Origin of the sequence: Bacillus sp. CH140a_4T, assembly GCF_008923725.1 — a bacterium.
Classification (GTDB): domain Bacteria; phylum Bacillota; class Bacilli; order Bacillales; family Bacillaceae_G; genus Bacillus_A.
This window is the reverse complement of sequence record NZ_WBPF01000022.1, coordinates 72,542-86,389: the sequence shown is the minus strand read 5'-3', so window position 1 is coordinate 86,389 and position 13,848 is coordinate 72,542. Positions and strand designations below refer to the sequence as shown.

Genomic DNA, 13,848 nt, shown 5'->3' with positions numbered 1-13,848 from the left:
TTTTTTTTTTTTTTTTTGCAAAAATGAAAATTTTAGTGTCATAAAACTAATGCCATTAGTATAATGAAACTAATAGCGTTAGTTTTATTCGGAAAGGGAGCTGGAAATATGAGAGTGATACATGAAAAAACGGTATATCAATTGTCATTTTTGCCAAGAGTGTTTCCTGTGAATTGTTACTTTGTCGAGGAAGAAGATGGTTTAACTTTAATTGATGCGGCTTTGCCATATAGCGCGAAAGGAATTTTACAGGCGGCTGAGAAAATAGGGAAACCAATTACTAAGATTGTATTAACACATGCGCATGATGATCATATTGGTGCATTAGACGCATTGAAGGAAGTGCTTCCTAATGTTCCAGTCTATATTTCTAAACGGGACGCAAAGCTGTTAGAAGGAGATACGACGTTACAAAAGGATGAACCGAATATACCGATAAAAGGCGGTGTACCTAAAAAGATAAAAACGGTACCTGATGTTTTATTGGAAGATGGCGACCGAGTTGGATCGCTTCTTGCGATTATGACACCGGGACATACGCCAGGATCCATGTCGTTCCTTGATGTACGAAATAAAGCTCTTATTGTCGGGGATGCCTTCCAAACAAGAGGAGGTATGGCTGTTTCGGGACAAATGAAATTTTGGTTTCCGTTTCCTGCGATGGCAACGTGGAGCAAAGAAATATCATTACAAAGTGCAGAGAAGCTAAGCGAATATGAGCCTTCCTTACTTGCGGCAGGACATGGGAAAATGATAAAGAATCCAGGCACTGTCATAAAACTTGCTATTAAGGAAGCTAAGCGGAATATAGAAAGTGTGAAAGAGGGTTAATTTATGTCACCGAGAATCGGACTTACATTGCAGAAAATTGTAGAAACAGCGGTCGAAATTGCAGATGCAAATGGAATACAAGAAGTAACATTAGCTTCATTAGCGCAAAGGTTAGGGGTACGTTCACCTTCGCTATACAATCATGTGAAAGGTTTACAAGATGTGCGGAAAAATCTTGGTATTTACGGAATAAAACAGCTGCATAACAGACTGGAAGAAGCGGCTGAGGGTAAACATATGGATGAAGCAATTCATGCTTTAGGAGAAGCGTATGTAGCATTCGTCCGCAAACATCCTGGACTGTATGAAGCAACCTTTTTACGAGATGAAGAAGTAAGAAAAGCAGGTGACGGAATTGTAAAGCTTTGTCTTCAGGTTTTACAACAGTACGGCTTAGAAGGAGAGAATGCACTTCATGCGACACGTGGATTCAGAAGTATTTGTCACGGATTTGCGTCGATTGAGCAGCAAGGTGGATTTGGTTTGCCATTAGATTTAGATACAAGTTTACATGTATTATTAGAAACGTTTATTAAAGGATTAAATGTGATGCGAAAGTGAATAGGAAGCGAGACAACAAAAAACCTTAGAAGCAATTCTAAGGTTTTTTGTGCATATGATTTGAAAAGAATGGTAGGTTTTTTTTCATGAAATGATATCATTTTGCAGGTTTGAAAAATGTATATATCGCTAAGAAAAAGCAAACGAAACTGAATGCGATGGGATCTTGATAGGGACTAGGTTCAGAGCCCTTCTGGATTTCTGTAAGGAATTCATGGGTCTTCATGTTCATTGCTCCTTTATATAAGAGTACTTTTAATGAAACTAACACTTACTAATAGGTGGCACTAACAAATACTAAGAAAAATGCAGTGTTCTGATTTATATAATTGTTAAGTGCTATAAATAGAAAACAAATGAGAAATAACATATGTAAAGGTATAGAAGTGAATAGTGGTTTTGAAGTTAATATATCAATCAACAATTTTACATACAGTATCGCATAAACCATTAAGAAGATAACTTTAAAATATTTTGGCATAAGCACACCTACCTACTATGGTTTGTTTGGGGATTATATTGTTGTCATAGGTTACCTATTGAAAATTTGTATTTTTCTGTAATTATAACATTTTATTGGATTTATAAATAGATGTGATTGATTTGAAATGTAAGAAAGCTTTTTCATGAATACGATTCAAAAAGAACAGAATACTAAAGAAGAATGAAAGAAGAAAGGTAGGATTATTCTATGCAAAACTTAACAGAGCTTGAAGTAGAAAATTTACGTCATTTAATCGGTGGACATGCAACAATTATTAACAAGCTGGACCAGTATGCACAGGCTTGTACAGATCCACAACTGAAACAAATGTTACAAAAGGATGCGCAAGATGCACGAAATACGAAACAGCAATTAATGACTTTCCTAGGATAGGAGGAAACGACAGATGAATGAAAAAGATATGGTAAATGATTATTTAGCAGGGTTAAATGCAAGTTTAACAAGTTATGCAAATTATATTGCTCAGTCTGATAATGAACAGTTACATCAAACGTTAATTCAAATTCGTAATCAAGATGAGATGCGTCAACGTAATATGTATGAGTACGCAAAGCAAAAGAGTTATTACAAACCGGCAGCACCTGCTAACCCAATGATTGTACAGCAATTAAAAGGCCAATTAAGTGCAGAATAATGGGATGAAAAAACGGGCGAATGAAGTCGCTCGTTTTTTTCTTTTGTGTATGTCAATAAATATATAATAAATATTTTTCCAGTTGTAACAAATATGACGAAAATGGAATATAACAATTCACAAAAAGGACAAAAACTTTGTTCAATATTTCACAAAGTATCCATGGTTTCTATCGTGGGAATCTCTATAATTAGGAGTGTAAAGAACAAAAGAAATAGATTATATGATCAATTAGGAGAGATTGCTATGAAACGAAATACAAGAAAAATTGCAATTATCGGTACTGGATTAGTTGGATCAAGTTGTGCATATTCCATTGTAAATCAAGGCATTTGCGAAGAACTATTATTAATTGATATAAATCATGAACGTGCAGTTGGGGAAGCGATGGATTTATCACATTGCATTAACTTTACAAATACAAGAACAAAAGTATATGCAGGAAGCTATGAAGACTGTAAAGATATGGACATCGTTATTATTACAGCAGGACCAGCACCAAAACCTGGACAAAGTCGCTTAGATACTTTAGGAGCGAGTGCGAAGATTATGGAAAGTATTGTTGGCGGCGTAATGGAAAGTGGATTTGATGGTATTTTCTTACTTGCATCGAACCCAGTTGATATTATTACATATCAAGTGTGGAAATTATCTGGATTACCTAGAAATCGTGTAATCGGTACTGGTACATCACTAGATTCTTCTCGCTTAAAAACAATTTTATCTGAAATGTTACATGTAGATCCTCGTAGTATCCATGGGTATTCATTAGGAGAACATGGTGATTCTCAAATGGTTGCTTGGTCTCACGTAGCTGTTGGTGGAAAGCCAATTCTACAAATTTTAGAAGAACAAAAAGAACGATTTGGTGAAATAGATTTAGATGAAATTGTTGAGAAGACTGCAAAAGCTGGATGGGAAATTTATAAACGAAAAGGTACTACTTATTACGGAATTGGAAATTCTCTAGCGTATATTGCGAGTTCAATCTTTAACGATGATCACCGTGTAATTGCTGTCTCAGCCATTTTAGATGGGGAGTACGGTGAATATGATATTTGTACAGGAGTGCCAGCTATTATTACTAGAGATGGTATGAAAGAAGTTGTAGAACTAAACTTAACAGAGGATGAAGAATCTCGATTCGCAAAATCAAACGATATTTTACGTGATTATATGAAAACAATTGGTTACTAACTTATAGGAGAAGGTGAAACAAATGAAGGAATATATAATGTCTCGTGTATTTAAAGCGTCAGCTGGAATCGCGCAAGGTATTTTCGTATCCCTTGGAATTGGTTTACTAATCGAAAATATAGGAAGAATTGTTGATATTCCGTTGCTTATTACAATCGGAGTTGTTGCAAAATCACTTATGGCACCAGCCATTGGTGCCGGAATTGCTTTTATGCTCGGTGCAAATGGTCTTGTAATCTTCTCGGCTATGGTAGCTGGAGCGATTGGTGCTGGATCCATTTCAATTACTGAAGCAGGTCTAATTATTAAAACAGGTGAGCCAATCGGTGCATTATTAACAGCAACTTTAGCTGTATATATTGGTAAACGTTTAAGTGGAAAAACTGCATTAGATATGATGCTCGTTCCATTTGCGGCCATATTAGGTTCGGGTTTAGTCGGTATTTGGTTATCTCATAATATTACTCCCGTTTTAAATACAGTTGGAGCATTTATTAAAGATAGCTCAGCTGGTAGCCCGTTCATCGCTTCTATCGTCATTGCAGTAGTTTGGGGACTATTACTTATCTCTCCAGCTTCATCAGCTGCGTTAGCGATCGCACTTAGCTTAGACGGTGTTGCAGGTGGTGCTGCTCTTGCCGGATGCGTTGCTCAGTTTATCGGATTCTCTGTTATTTCAGCGAAAGAAAATAATTTAGGTGGCATATTAGCTCAAGCACTTTGTACTCCGAAAGTACAGTTGCCAAATATCACTAAAAATCCAATGATTCTCGTCCCAACTGTCGTCGCCAGTGCTATAGTTGGTCCAGTATCCGCATTAATTTTCCAACTGGAAGCAGGAAAAGAAATTGCAGGTCTTGGATTAAGTTCTCTTATCGCACCAATTAATTTAATTTCTAGCGAAGGATGGGAAGTTGTCCCGGCGATGGTAATCACTTATATCATCATTCCAGTAGCTGTTTCTTATATACTTTACATTGCTCTTAAAAAAGCAGGTCGTATTCATTCTGGTGATATGACTGTACCGCAATCTTAAATTGAAAATCTTCTTTTATCCCGCATTTAACGGGCAGTAAGACCCCCACCTCAAAATTCAGCGAAAGCAAAGAAGTTAGGTGGGTGATCAACTGCCCGTAAAAGCCCGATTGGTTCAACTAATAATCAGTGGGGGATGAACAAAACCCCCACTGATTAAAGTTTCACTTTATATAGAGAAAAGCAGACTGGAAGCCACAGTCTGCTTTTTACATTTTATGATTTTGTTTTACTGGAACACGTACTGTTTCTTTTGCTAATAACAGCTGAACGCCGAAGTAAAGTATGCTTGCAAGCGTCATTCCAGAAATGGCGTCTACAAATGCATGTTGCTTCGTAAATAGCGTTGATAAAATAATAAGCGTACCGAAGAACGTAAGAATGTAATATTCAAAAGCGTGTTGTTCTCTACGTTTAAAGGCAGCTAACATAATAACAAATGTAGTAAGAACGTGAATGCTAGGGAAACAGTTTACCGGTTGATCGATACTATAAATATAGCGAACTAGTTCGGAAAATACGTCTGATCCAACGACTGTTGGACGTGGTACAGTTGTCTGCCAAAAATAATAAATAGAAAAACAAGCAAGTTTTCCAAGGATGATACTACTTAAAGTGACATAATATTGTTTTCGATCTGCAAAGCAATAATAAATAAGTGCGCCGTATAAGTAAGGAAACCAAAGTAAATAAGGAATAATAAATGCTTTCACAAATGGAATCCAATCATCTACTACAGTTGTGACATCTACTGCGTGTACAGTAGATTTATTTAGTACATCGTAAAGGGGACTTACGAGTACGAGTAGAAGTATATAACTTAACGGAAAAAGAGACGAAAGTTTAAATTTCTTCATGATAATCTCCTATGTTTTAGTAATGTAAATAAATTCAATTGATTATAATATAGAAAATCCAATTGGGCTATCGATTTTACTTACATTTTCTTGAATTCACCTTACATTTTTGTCACTTGACTGAAAAGAGGGGGAGGGTGCTATATGAAGCGTTCACTGTATTTCTTAGTTTTTATATTGTTATGCCTAGTGAGTACTGGGTGTGCAAAGGATAACAAAGGAGAGAATTTAGAATACAACGGGAGAGCACTCGTAATTGGAGTTGTTGGAGAAAAGCCGAAAGATACGTTTAGGAATATAAAGTTTGAAAATGTGAAGTTAGAAGAGATACAGGAGAAAGCAGCAAAAGTTGATGGTTTTCTTGTCATGAAAGAATACTTTCAAGAAGCATCAAAGGAGCAGTATACGGACTTATTTTTATCATTAAAGAAGCCAGTATTTTTTATCGGTCTAAAGGATCGGCCATATTTGATTTTTACTGAAAAAGATTTAGATTATGATAACGCTCCAAGGGATAGAGCTATGATGTATACACAAGGATTTGTAAATATGGGGAATCACGAGGGACAATATTGGGGTATGGGATTATATAATGATACTGTTTCGGATCAAAATATTCATAATATGTATATCATAGTATTTCAAACAATTGCAGATTATTTGAGTCGATGATGAAGGAGCCTGTTAAAGGCTTCTTTTTTATTTTTAATCAAACGTTTGTTTAAGATGTATGTTCGGTAGGAAGAAACCGATGCAACTCAAGGGTTAACAAAGAAAAAAGGGGAATTAATCAAACGTTTGTTTAAGATGTATGTTCGGTAGGAAGAAATCGATACGGCTCAAGGGTTAACAAAGAAAAATAGGGAGTTAATCAAACGTTTGTTTAAGATGTATGTTCGGGGAGGGATGCGAGAAGAATCTAAAAAAATTTATATATTTATTTTTTCTTAACAAATGGCGGAAAAATAAGAAAAATTAGCAGGATTATTAATAATAATCACGAAATAAGTAAAAGTTTAGCGAATAATCGTTTGAAATAATAAAACGTTTTCTATATGATAAAGGTAAAGGTTAGTAAAAAAGTAGGTGAATTTATGACAGTAACATTTTATTCATATCCAAAGTGTGGCACATGTCAAAAAGCAAAGAAATGGTTTGAGGCAAACGATGTAGCATATGAGATGATTCATATTGTTGAAAATCCACCATCAAAAGAAGATTTACGTAATTTACATGAAAAAAGTGAATTACCATTGAAAAAATTCTTTAATACAAGTGGAATGCGTTACCGTGAACTTGGTCTGAAAGATAAGTTAAAAGATGCGAGTGAAGACGAAATGTACGAGCTTTTAGCATCTGATGGCATGTTGATTAAACGTCCAATTGTAACAGATGGAACGAATGTAACACTTGGTTTTAACGAAGAGCAGTTTGGAAGTGTGTGGAAAAAGTACCAATAAGGTATTTTTACATAATTAATACATTCACTGGAGGTACAGTCATGAGCATTCCAAATAATTTACGTTACTCTGAAGAACACGAATGGGTAAAAACAGAAGGTAATGCGGTTGTTATCGGTATTACTCATTTTGCACAAGGTGAGTTAGGCGATATCGTATTCGTTGAACTTCCTGAAGTAGGTGCAACAATCCAAGCTGACGAGCCATTCGGAAGCGTAGAATCTGTTAAAACAGTTTCTGAGTTATATGCACCTGTAAGTGGTAAAGTTGTAGCAGTAAACGAAGAATTAAGTGACCAACCAGAACTTGTTAACGAATCTCCATACGAGGGTGCATGGATGGTTAAAGTTGAACTTTCTGATGCAAGCCAAGTTGAGAAGTTATTAACTGCTGAAAAATATGCAGAAATGACAAACCAAGACTAATTATAGTCGATTAAAGGACAGCCTTTGTGCTGTCCTTTTTTATTTTGTGAAAAATAATGAACGTAGAATCATATACTAATTATCGTGTAGGAGAACGTTTTTTGAAAAAACTTTTTCGTCTAAGTTTTTATTGTCCATCTCCAGCGGCTAGAACAGTCGGTCATTTCACTCTTTCACTTGAGGCAAAAAGCGCCTCTAGTTCAAGAGCTCCAATGCCCTCTTGTTCTGAACGAGCCGCTTGCGCTTTTCTTTTGCAAAAATAAACAGGAAACAACATGAAAATAACGAATATACTATATACTGAGTTAAAGGTTGTATAGTATATGGTGATCGGGTGATGACATATGATTTATGTGGAAAAAGTCATTATTGTAGAAGGTAAATCAGACAGAAGAAAGATTGAATCTATTATTCGTGAACCGGTGGAAATTGTTTGTACAAATGGTACAATTGGTTTGTCGAAAATGGATGAGCTCATTGATCAGTTTTTTGATAAGGAAGTGTATGTACTAGTGGATGCTGATGATGCTGGAGAAAAGTTAAGGAAACAATTTCGAAAAGAATTTCCGCAAGCAGAGCATATTTATATTGATCGCTCGTACCGGGAAGTGGCAACTGCGCCATCTTCACACTTAGCAAATGTATTATGGGGAGCTGACATTGACGTTTATACAGAATATTTACGGTAAGGAATGATAGAAGTGATTGACTGGACAGGAGCCGAAGCAACAGCCCTAATAGAGAACGAAGAAAAAACAGTGTTATATGTATATACTCCAATGTGTGGAACATGCCAATTAGCAAAAAAGATGTTAACAGTCGTTGAGATGACAATTGAAGACCTCCAAATTGGAATGTTAGATTTAAATTATGCTCCGCATTTAGCGAAAGAGTATGGAATCGAAAGTGTACCGTGTTTACTTGTTTTTGAAAATGGGACACTCATGAAGAAGATATACGCATTTCATTCGGTTGAATATTTATATACGGAATTAAAGTAGGCGGCAAAGTTTTTGCCGCCTCGACATATTTCTCGGGAAATATGTCGAGATGCAGAGTGATTACAGTATTTGTCGAGCGAAAGTAACAGGATTGCTCTTTAGTGAGAGGGAATGGTATGAGTAATAGAAAGTGATATGAAGGATGTGATTTAGGGTGAAATTATATTCTTTGCTGCAATCATTTGTAAATTACGCTAATGGTCAATATCATTTAGAACCGCTTTTAAGACAAGGAGAAAAAACTGTTAATTTCCGCTTTGGAGATGAAAGTTGTTCGTTACAAATTTCAAGAGATTATATAGAGCTGCTACATGAGGAACGAGGAACAGAGCAAATCGTTTGTGTAGATGAGGAAGATGTAAAACAATTGGTGAACGGAAATGTACGATTGCAAATGTTAATGAACGATGGACGTGTACAGTATTCGGGAACGTATCGAACGATGCTATTAGTTGAATCGATGTTTCATATATGTAAACCGATGTCAGTAGGTGCTTAAAATTCTGAAGTTTCATTTTTTGCGAAAATTTCTGTTGACATGGTGTGTGGATATTGATACAATTCAATTCATAAAATATAGACAATTTCATAAATTACAAATCAGACGAAAATGTAATCTGATTTCTCTTATCAAGAGAGGTGGAGGGACTGTGCCCTGTGAAGCCCGGCAACCGTCAACTTATGTTGAAATGGTGCCAATTCCTGCAAAGCAAATGCTTTGAGAGATGAGAGAGAGGGATAATGTTGTTATATACGCATATAAACCTTTCTGCTTCTCTAAAGCGGAAAGGTTTTTTTATTGTTTGAATGTGGAGGACATTCAAATAATAAAGGTAGTGATAACGGTGGACTACACGCATTAAACATAAAAAATTGCGGAGTCGATCCAAACAAAAAAAGGGGTGATACATCATGATTCTATTAGAGAATGTAAAGAAAATATATAAAGCAAAAAGCGGTGATGTCACTGCTGTAGATAATGCCAATTTAAAAATAGACAAAGGTGAAATATTTGGTGTTATCGGATATAGTGGCGCTGGGAAAAGTTCTTTAATTAGATTATTCAATCAGTTAGAGAAACCAACTTCTGGCCAAATTACAATTGCAAATCGTTTGATTTCAGCAATTACAGGAAGTGAACTTCGTAAGGCAAGGCAAGAAATTGGAATGATTTTTCAGCACTTCAATTTACTTTGGTCACGAACTGTACGTGAAAATATCGAGTTCCCACTTGAAATTGCAGGTGTTGATAAAGCGAAGAGAAGAAAACGTGTGGATGAGTTAATTCATCTTGTTGGATTAGAAGGAAGAGGAGACGCGTATCCATCTCAGCTAAGCGGAGGACAAAAGCAACGTGTTGGGATTGCAAGAGCATTAGCTAACAACCCACAAGTGCTTTTATGTGATGAAGCAACATCAGCTCTTGATCCAGAAACGACAGATCAAATTTTAGATTTATTATTAGATATTAATAAGCGTCTCGGTTTAACAATTGTACTTATTACACATGAGATGCACGTGATTCGAAAGATTTGTAATCGCGTGGCGGTAATGGAGAAAGGAAAAATTGTAGAAACGGGTCCAGTACTTGATGTATTCCGCAATCCGCAGAAAGACATTACAAAGCGATTTGTACAGCAGTTAACGGATTCTGAAGATACAAATGAAACGATTGAAAGTTTAATTGAAAAGTATCCAGATGGTAAAGTAGTTCGCTTGCAGTTTATCGGTGAGGCTGTCGAAAGGCCGGTGCTCCAAAGATTAATGCAGCGCAGTGATATAGAAGTTAGCATTTTGCAAGGAAATATCGCACAAACGAATAACGGCTCTTACGGTAGTTTAGTCGTTCATTTAAATGGTGAGGAAACAGCGATTCAGCAGGCAATAGAGGGAATACATCAAGATCAAGTAGAGCTGGAGGTGATTGCACATGGATAAGTTAATCGCAAATGTTGATTGGAATCAAATGTTAGAAGCAACTGGTGAAACGTTATATATGACGGCAATCGCAGCTCTTGCCACATTTGTATTAGGACTAATTTTAGGATTGTTACTCTTTATGACAGCGAAAGATAATTTATGGGAAAACAAAGCGGTTAACACGGGGATTGGAGCGTTCGTAAATATTTTCCGCTCGATACCGTTCATCATTTTAATCATTTTATTAATCCCATTCACAAAGATTCTGCTTGGAACAATTCTTGGAGCGAGTGCAGCACTTCCAGCTTTAATTATTGGAGCGGCACCATTTTACGCGAGAATGGTTGAAATTGCGCTTCGTGAAATTGATAAAGGTGTAATTGAAGCTTCGAAAGCAATGGGAGCAAAAACAAGTACAATTATTTTGAAAGTGTTAATTCCAGAATCGTTACCAGCATTAGTATCTGGTATCACGGTTACGACAATTGCTTTAGTAGGCTATACAGCAATGGCGGGAGTTGTTGGTGCTGGTGGCCTTGGAACACTTGCTTATTTAGAAGGATTCCAACGAGGAAATAACGATGTAACAATCGTTGCGACAATTTGTGTATTATTAGTTGTATTTTTCATTCAGTGGATTGGTGATAGTTTAACGACTCGAATAGATAAACGATAATAAAAAATGGGAGGATATTTCAAATGAAAAAATTATTACTTACAGCACTTATTTCAACTTCAATTTTTGGGTTAGCTGCTTGTGGCGGGAAAGATAAAGATGAAAAGAAACTTGTTGTTGGTGCTTCTAACGTACCGCACGCTGAAATTTTAGAAAAGGCGAAACCGTTACTTGAGAAAAAAGGAATTGAATTAGAAGTGAAAAAGTTCCAAGATTACGTGTTACCAAATAAATCGTTAGCGGATAAGGATTTAGATGCAAACTACTTCCAGCACATTCCGTATTTAGAAAAAGAAATGAAAGATAAAAAATATGATTTTGAAATAGCAGGGAAAATTCATTTAGAGCCAATCGGTGTATATTCTCAAAAATATAAGAGCTTAAAAGAACTTCCAGACGGGGCGACAATTATTATGAGTAATTCCGTTACTGACCATGGACGTGGTTTAGCAATTTTACAAAAAGGAGGCATTTTAAAAATTAAAGACGGAGTAGATCCAGTTAGTGCAACTCCAAAAGATATTGCAGATAATCCGAAAAACTTAAAGTTCAAAACAGATATTGAGCCTGGTTTATTACCGCAAGTGTATAACAACAAAGAGGGCGACGCTGTTTTAATTAACTCGAACTATGCAATTGATGCGAAATTAAATCCAGAAAAAGATGCAATTGCAATTGAAGGTGATGATTCTCCATACGCAAACGTAGTAGCTGTTCGTAAAGGTGATAAAGATAAAAAAGCGATTAAAGCTCTTGTAGAAGTACTACATTCTAAAGAAATTGAAGACTTTATTACTAAAGAATATAAAGGCGCGGTTGTTCCTGTAAAAGAATAATTGCTAAAAAGGGCTGGTGTACGCCGGTCCTTTTTTCTAACTACATAACTATAAGGGAGAAGGGGACATCATATGAAAAAGATTCTATTGTCAGTTGTTACAGCGCTGTCTGTATTTACATTAGCTGCTTGCGGGGGGAAAGAGGAGAATAAGCTTGTTGTTGGGGCTTCTAATGTGCCGCACGCTGTTATTTTAGAAAAGGCACAGCCGATATTAGAGAAAAAGGGCATTAAATTAGAAATTAAAAAATTCCAAGATTATGTGTTGCCGAATAAAGCATTAGCGGATAAGGAAATTGATGCGAACTACTTCCAGCACATTCCTTACTTAGATAAAGAAATTCAAGAAAAGGGATATAAAATTGTAAACGCAGGAAAAATCCATTTAGAGCCAATGGGCATTTATTCTAAGAAATATAAAAGTTTAAAAGAACTTCCAGATGGCGGAACAGTTATTATGAGTAACAACGTAGCGGAGCGTGGCCGTATGCTCGCATTGTTACAAAAAGGCGGCGTTATTAAATTAAAAGACGGTGTAGATGTTGTGAAAGCAACAGTAAAAGATGTTGTAGAAAATCCGAAAAACTTAAAGTTTAAAACAGATGTAGAGCCTGGATTGTCACCAAAGCTGTATGAAAATAATGAAGGCGATGCTTTATTCATTAATTCAAACTACGCAATTGATGCGAATTTAAATCCAACAAAGGATGCAATTGCGATTGAAGGATCAGATTCTCCGTACGCAAATATTATTGCAGTTCGTAAAGGTGACGAGAAGAAAAAAGAAATTCAAGAATTAGTAGAAGTACTGCGTTCAAAAGAAATTCAAGATTTTATTAATAAAGAATATAAAGGTGCTGTACTTCCGGTAAGTGAATAGGTGCAGGAAAGGACTGGGAAATTCCCAGTCCTTTTTTCTTTATATAAATAAGAAGAAAGGTGTATTATATAAGGATGCAAGGGAAATACTTATATACATTTGTGAAAAAATTGTTACTTTTTTTCGTCGTTTGCGATATCATTTTATTTGATATAAGATTAGAATGAGAATAAAATGAGAATATGAACGTTTTAGTAATTTTTAAAATGTATATATAGGATTAATGGAGGTATTGAGATGGCTGGTTCTACATTAACGGTTAAAGACTTACACGTATCAATTGATGGCAAAGAAATTTTAAAAGGTGTAAACCTTGAAGTAAAAGGTGGAGAAATCCACGCAATTATGGGACCTAACGGAACAGGTAAATCAACTTTATCTTCTGCGATTATGGGTCACCCAAAGTATGAAGTAACAGAAGGTAGCATCATCATCGACGGTGAAGATGTATTAGAAATGGAAGTAGATGAGCGCGCACAAGCCGGTCTATTCCTAGCAATGCAATATCCAAGTGAAATTAGCGGAGTAACAAATGCTGACTTCTTACGTTCTGCAATTAACGCACGTCGTGAAGAAGGCGATGAAATTTCTCTTATGAAATTTATCCGTACATTAGATAAAAACATGGAATTCCTAGAAATGGATCCAGAAATGGCACAACGTTACTTAAACGAAGGTTTCTCTGGTGGAGAGAAAAAACGTAACGAAATCCTTCAATTAATGATGATTGAGCCAAAAATCGCAATCTTAGACGAAATCGACTCTGGTCTTGATATCGATGCATTAAAAGTTGTATCTAAAGGTATTAACCAAATGCGCGGCGAAGAGTTCGGTTGCCTAATGATTACGCATTACCAACGTTTATTAAACTACATCACTCCAGACTTCGTTCACGTTATGATGAACGGTCGTATCGTTAAATCTGGTGGCCCTGAGCTTGCACAACGTCTAGAAGCTGAAGGTTACGACTGGATTAAAAAAGAATTAGGTATTGAAGACGAAACAGCAGAGCAAGAAGCGTAAGAGAGGAG

General features: G+C 36.0%; 18 protein-coding genes and 1 riboswitch. Of the genes, 17 read left to right on the top strand and 1 reads right to left on the bottom strand.

Going from position 1 to position 13,848, the window contains the following annotated elements:
* Positions 1 to 108: 108 nt before the first annotated feature.
* From F8162_RS26740 to F8162_RS26710, 6 genes are all read left to right on the top strand, one after another.
* On the top strand, positions 109 to 831 hold the full coding sequence (locus tag F8162_RS26740; RefSeq protein WP_151869350.1) for an MBL fold metallo-hydrolase: 723 nt from the start codon (positions 109 to 111) through the stop codon (positions 829 to 831).
* A 3-nt stretch (positions 832 to 834) separates the two neighbouring features.
* Entirely contained in the window at positions 835 to 1,392 is a 558-nt protein-coding gene (locus F8162_RS26735) for a TetR/AcrR family transcriptional regulator (protein ID WP_151632310.1), read from the top strand.
* A gap of 691 nt (positions 1,393 to 2,083) precedes the next feature.
* Positions 2,084 to 2,269 carry a hypothetical protein gene (locus tag F8162_RS26725; protein ID WP_001180550.1) on the top strand — a complete coding sequence of 62 codons (186 nt, stop codon included), beginning with the start codon at positions 2,084 to 2,086 and terminating at the stop codon, positions 2,267 to 2,269.
* 13 nt (positions 2,270 to 2,282) lie between these two features.
* Entirely contained in the window at positions 2,283 to 2,531 is a 249-nt protein-coding gene (locus F8162_RS26720; RefSeq protein WP_001002985.1) for a spore coat protein, read from the top strand.
* A 246-nt stretch (positions 2,532 to 2,777) separates the two neighbouring features.
* Positions 2,778 to 3,728, top strand: a complete 951-nt coding sequence (locus F8162_RS26715) for an L-lactate dehydrogenase (RefSeq protein ID WP_225990191.1) — start codon at positions 2,778 to 2,780, stop codon at positions 3,726 to 3,728.
* Between the two features lie 22 nt (positions 3,729 to 3,750).
* On the top strand, positions 3,751 to 4,764 hold the full coding sequence (locus tag F8162_RS26710) for a PTS transporter subunit IIC (RefSeq protein ID WP_000666176.1): 1,014 nt from the start codon (positions 3,751 to 3,753) through the stop codon (positions 4,762 to 4,764).
* 208 nt (positions 4,765 to 4,972) lie between these two features.
* On the opposite strand, the gene F8162_RS26705 is transcribed toward F8162_RS26710, so the two are convergent.
* Entirely contained in the window at positions 4,973 to 5,620 is a 648-nt protein-coding gene (locus F8162_RS26705; RefSeq protein ID WP_151632314.1) for a phosphatase PAP2 family protein, read from the bottom strand.
* A 144-nt stretch (positions 5,621 to 5,764) separates the two neighbouring features.
* Here F8162_RS26705 and F8162_RS26700 point away from each other — a divergent pair, with 144 nt between their 5' ends.
* The 11 genes from F8162_RS26700 (at position 5,765) to sufC (ending at position 13,840) form a co-directional block, all read left to right on the top strand.
* Entirely contained in the window at positions 5,765 to 6,292 is a 528-nt protein-coding gene (locus F8162_RS26700) for a hypothetical protein (protein WP_151632316.1), read from the top strand.
* Positions 6,293 to 6,714: 422 nt separating this feature from the next.
* Entirely contained in the window at positions 6,715 to 7,080 is a 366-nt protein-coding gene (locus F8162_RS26695; protein WP_151632318.1) for an arsenate reductase family protein, read from the top strand.
* Between the two features lie 41 nt (positions 7,081 to 7,121).
* Positions 7,122 to 7,505 carry a glycine cleavage system protein GcvH gene (gcvH, locus tag F8162_RS26690; protein ID WP_000026895.1) on the top strand — a complete coding sequence of 128 codons (384 nt, stop codon included), beginning with the start codon at positions 7,122 to 7,124 and terminating at the stop codon, positions 7,503 to 7,505.
* A gap of 344 nt (positions 7,506 to 7,849) precedes the next feature.
* On the top strand, positions 7,850 to 8,194 hold the full coding sequence (locus F8162_RS26685; protein WP_000640866.1) for a toprim domain-containing protein: 345 nt from the start codon (positions 7,850 to 7,852) through the stop codon (positions 8,192 to 8,194).
* 3 nt (positions 8,195 to 8,197) lie between these two features.
* Positions 8,198 to 8,506, top strand: coding sequence for a thioredoxin family protein (locus F8162_RS26680; RefSeq protein WP_076541789.1), 309 nt, complete (start codon positions 8,198 to 8,200; stop codon positions 8,504 to 8,506).
* A gap of 154 nt (positions 8,507 to 8,660) precedes the next feature.
* Positions 8,661 to 9,005 (top strand): hypothetical protein, encoded by a 345-nt coding sequence (locus tag F8162_RS26675; protein ID WP_000781217.1) that lies wholly within the window; start codon positions 8,661 to 8,663, stop codon positions 9,003 to 9,005.
* 125 nt (positions 9,006 to 9,130) lie between these two features.
* A riboswitch (SAM riboswitch) is annotated at positions 9,131 to 9,238 on the top strand.
* A 180-nt stretch (positions 9,239 to 9,418) separates the two neighbouring features.
* Complete coding sequence (locus F8162_RS26670) at positions 9,419 to 10,444, top strand: methionine ABC transporter ATP-binding protein (protein ID WP_151632320.1); 1,026 nt, start codon at positions 9,419 to 9,421, stop codon at positions 10,442 to 10,444.
* Positions 10,437 to 11,102, top strand: a complete 666-nt coding sequence (locus F8162_RS26665) for a methionine ABC transporter permease (protein ID WP_000359328.1) — start codon at positions 10,437 to 10,439, stop codon at positions 11,100 to 11,102. The genes F8162_RS26670 and F8162_RS26665 overlap by 8 nt, the downstream gene beginning before the upstream one ends.
* A gap of 23 nt (positions 11,103 to 11,125) precedes the next feature.
* Complete coding sequence (gene metQ / locus F8162_RS26660; protein WP_064476282.1) at positions 11,126 to 11,938, top strand: methionine ABC transporter substrate-binding lipoprotein MetQ; 813 nt, start codon at positions 11,126 to 11,128, stop codon at positions 11,936 to 11,938.
* Between the two features lie 72 nt (positions 11,939 to 12,010).
* Positions 12,011 to 12,817 (top strand): methionine ABC transporter substrate-binding lipoprotein MetQ, encoded by an 807-nt coding sequence (metQ, locus tag F8162_RS26655; protein WP_151632322.1) that lies wholly within the window; start codon positions 12,011 to 12,013, stop codon positions 12,815 to 12,817.
* A gap of 237 nt (positions 12,818 to 13,054) precedes the next feature.
* Positions 13,055 to 13,840 (top strand): Fe-S cluster assembly ATPase SufC, encoded by a 786-nt coding sequence (gene sufC, locus F8162_RS26650; protein WP_000929162.1) that lies wholly within the window; start codon positions 13,055 to 13,057, stop codon positions 13,838 to 13,840.
* Positions 13,841 to 13,848 lie beyond the last annotated feature (8 nt).

Bases quoted from the DNA above. Each gene is read 5' to 3' on its own strand.
- F8162_RS26670 (WP_151632320.1), top strand. From the start codon at position 9,419: ATGATTCTATTAGAGAATGTAAAGAAAATATATAAAGCAAAAAGCGGT.
- F8162_RS26680 (WP_076541789.1), top strand. From the start codon at position 8,198: ATGATAGAAGTGATTGACTGGACAGGAGCCGAAGCAACAGCCCTAATA.
- F8162_RS26665 (WP_000359328.1), top strand. From the start codon at position 10,437: ATGGATAAGTTAATCGCAAATGTTGATTGGAATCAAATGTTAGAAGCA.
- F8162_RS26705 (WP_151632314.1), bottom strand. From the start codon at position 5,620: ATGAAGAAATTTAAACTTTCGTCTCTTTTTCCGTTAAGTTATATACTT.
- F8162_RS26725 (WP_001180550.1), top strand. From the start codon at position 2,084: ATGCAAAACTTAACAGAGCTTGAAGTAGAAAATTTACGTCATTTAATC.
- F8162_RS26710 (WP_000666176.1), top strand. From the start codon at position 3,751: ATGAAGGAATATATAATGTCTCGTGTATTTAAAGCGTCAGCTGGAATC.
- F8162_RS26700 (WP_151632316.1), top strand. From the start codon at position 5,765: ATGAAGCGTTCACTGTATTTCTTAGTTTTTATATTGTTATGCCTAGTG.
- sufC (WP_000929162.1), top strand. From the start codon at position 13,055: ATGGCTGGTTCTACATTAACGGTTAAAGACTTACACGTATCAATTGAT.
- gcvH (WP_000026895.1), top strand. From the start codon at position 7,122: ATGAGCATTCCAAATAATTTACGTTACTCTGAAGAACACGAATGGGTA.
- metQ (WP_151632322.1), top strand. From the start codon at position 12,011: ATGAAAAAGATTCTATTGTCAGTTGTTACAGCGCTGTCTGTATTTACA.
- F8162_RS26695 (WP_151632318.1), top strand. From the start codon at position 6,715: ATGACAGTAACATTTTATTCATATCCAAAGTGTGGCACATGTCAAAAA.
- F8162_RS26715 (WP_225990191.1), top strand. From the start codon at position 2,778: ATGAAACGAAATACAAGAAAAATTGCAATTATCGGTACTGGATTAGTT.
- F8162_RS26740 (WP_151869350.1), top strand. From the start codon at position 109: ATGAGAGTGATACATGAAAAAACGGTATATCAATTGTCATTTTTGCCA.
- F8162_RS26735 (WP_151632310.1), top strand. From the start codon at position 835: ATGTCACCGAGAATCGGACTTACATTGCAGAAAATTGTAGAAACAGCG.
- metQ (WP_064476282.1), top strand. From the start codon at position 11,126: ATGAAAAAATTATTACTTACAGCACTTATTTCAACTTCAATTTTTGGG.
- F8162_RS26685 (WP_000640866.1), top strand. From the start codon at position 7,850: ATGATTTATGTGGAAAAAGTCATTATTGTAGAAGGTAAATCAGACAGA.
- F8162_RS26720 (WP_001002985.1), top strand. From the start codon at position 2,283: ATGAATGAAAAAGATATGGTAAATGATTATTTAGCAGGGTTAAATGCA.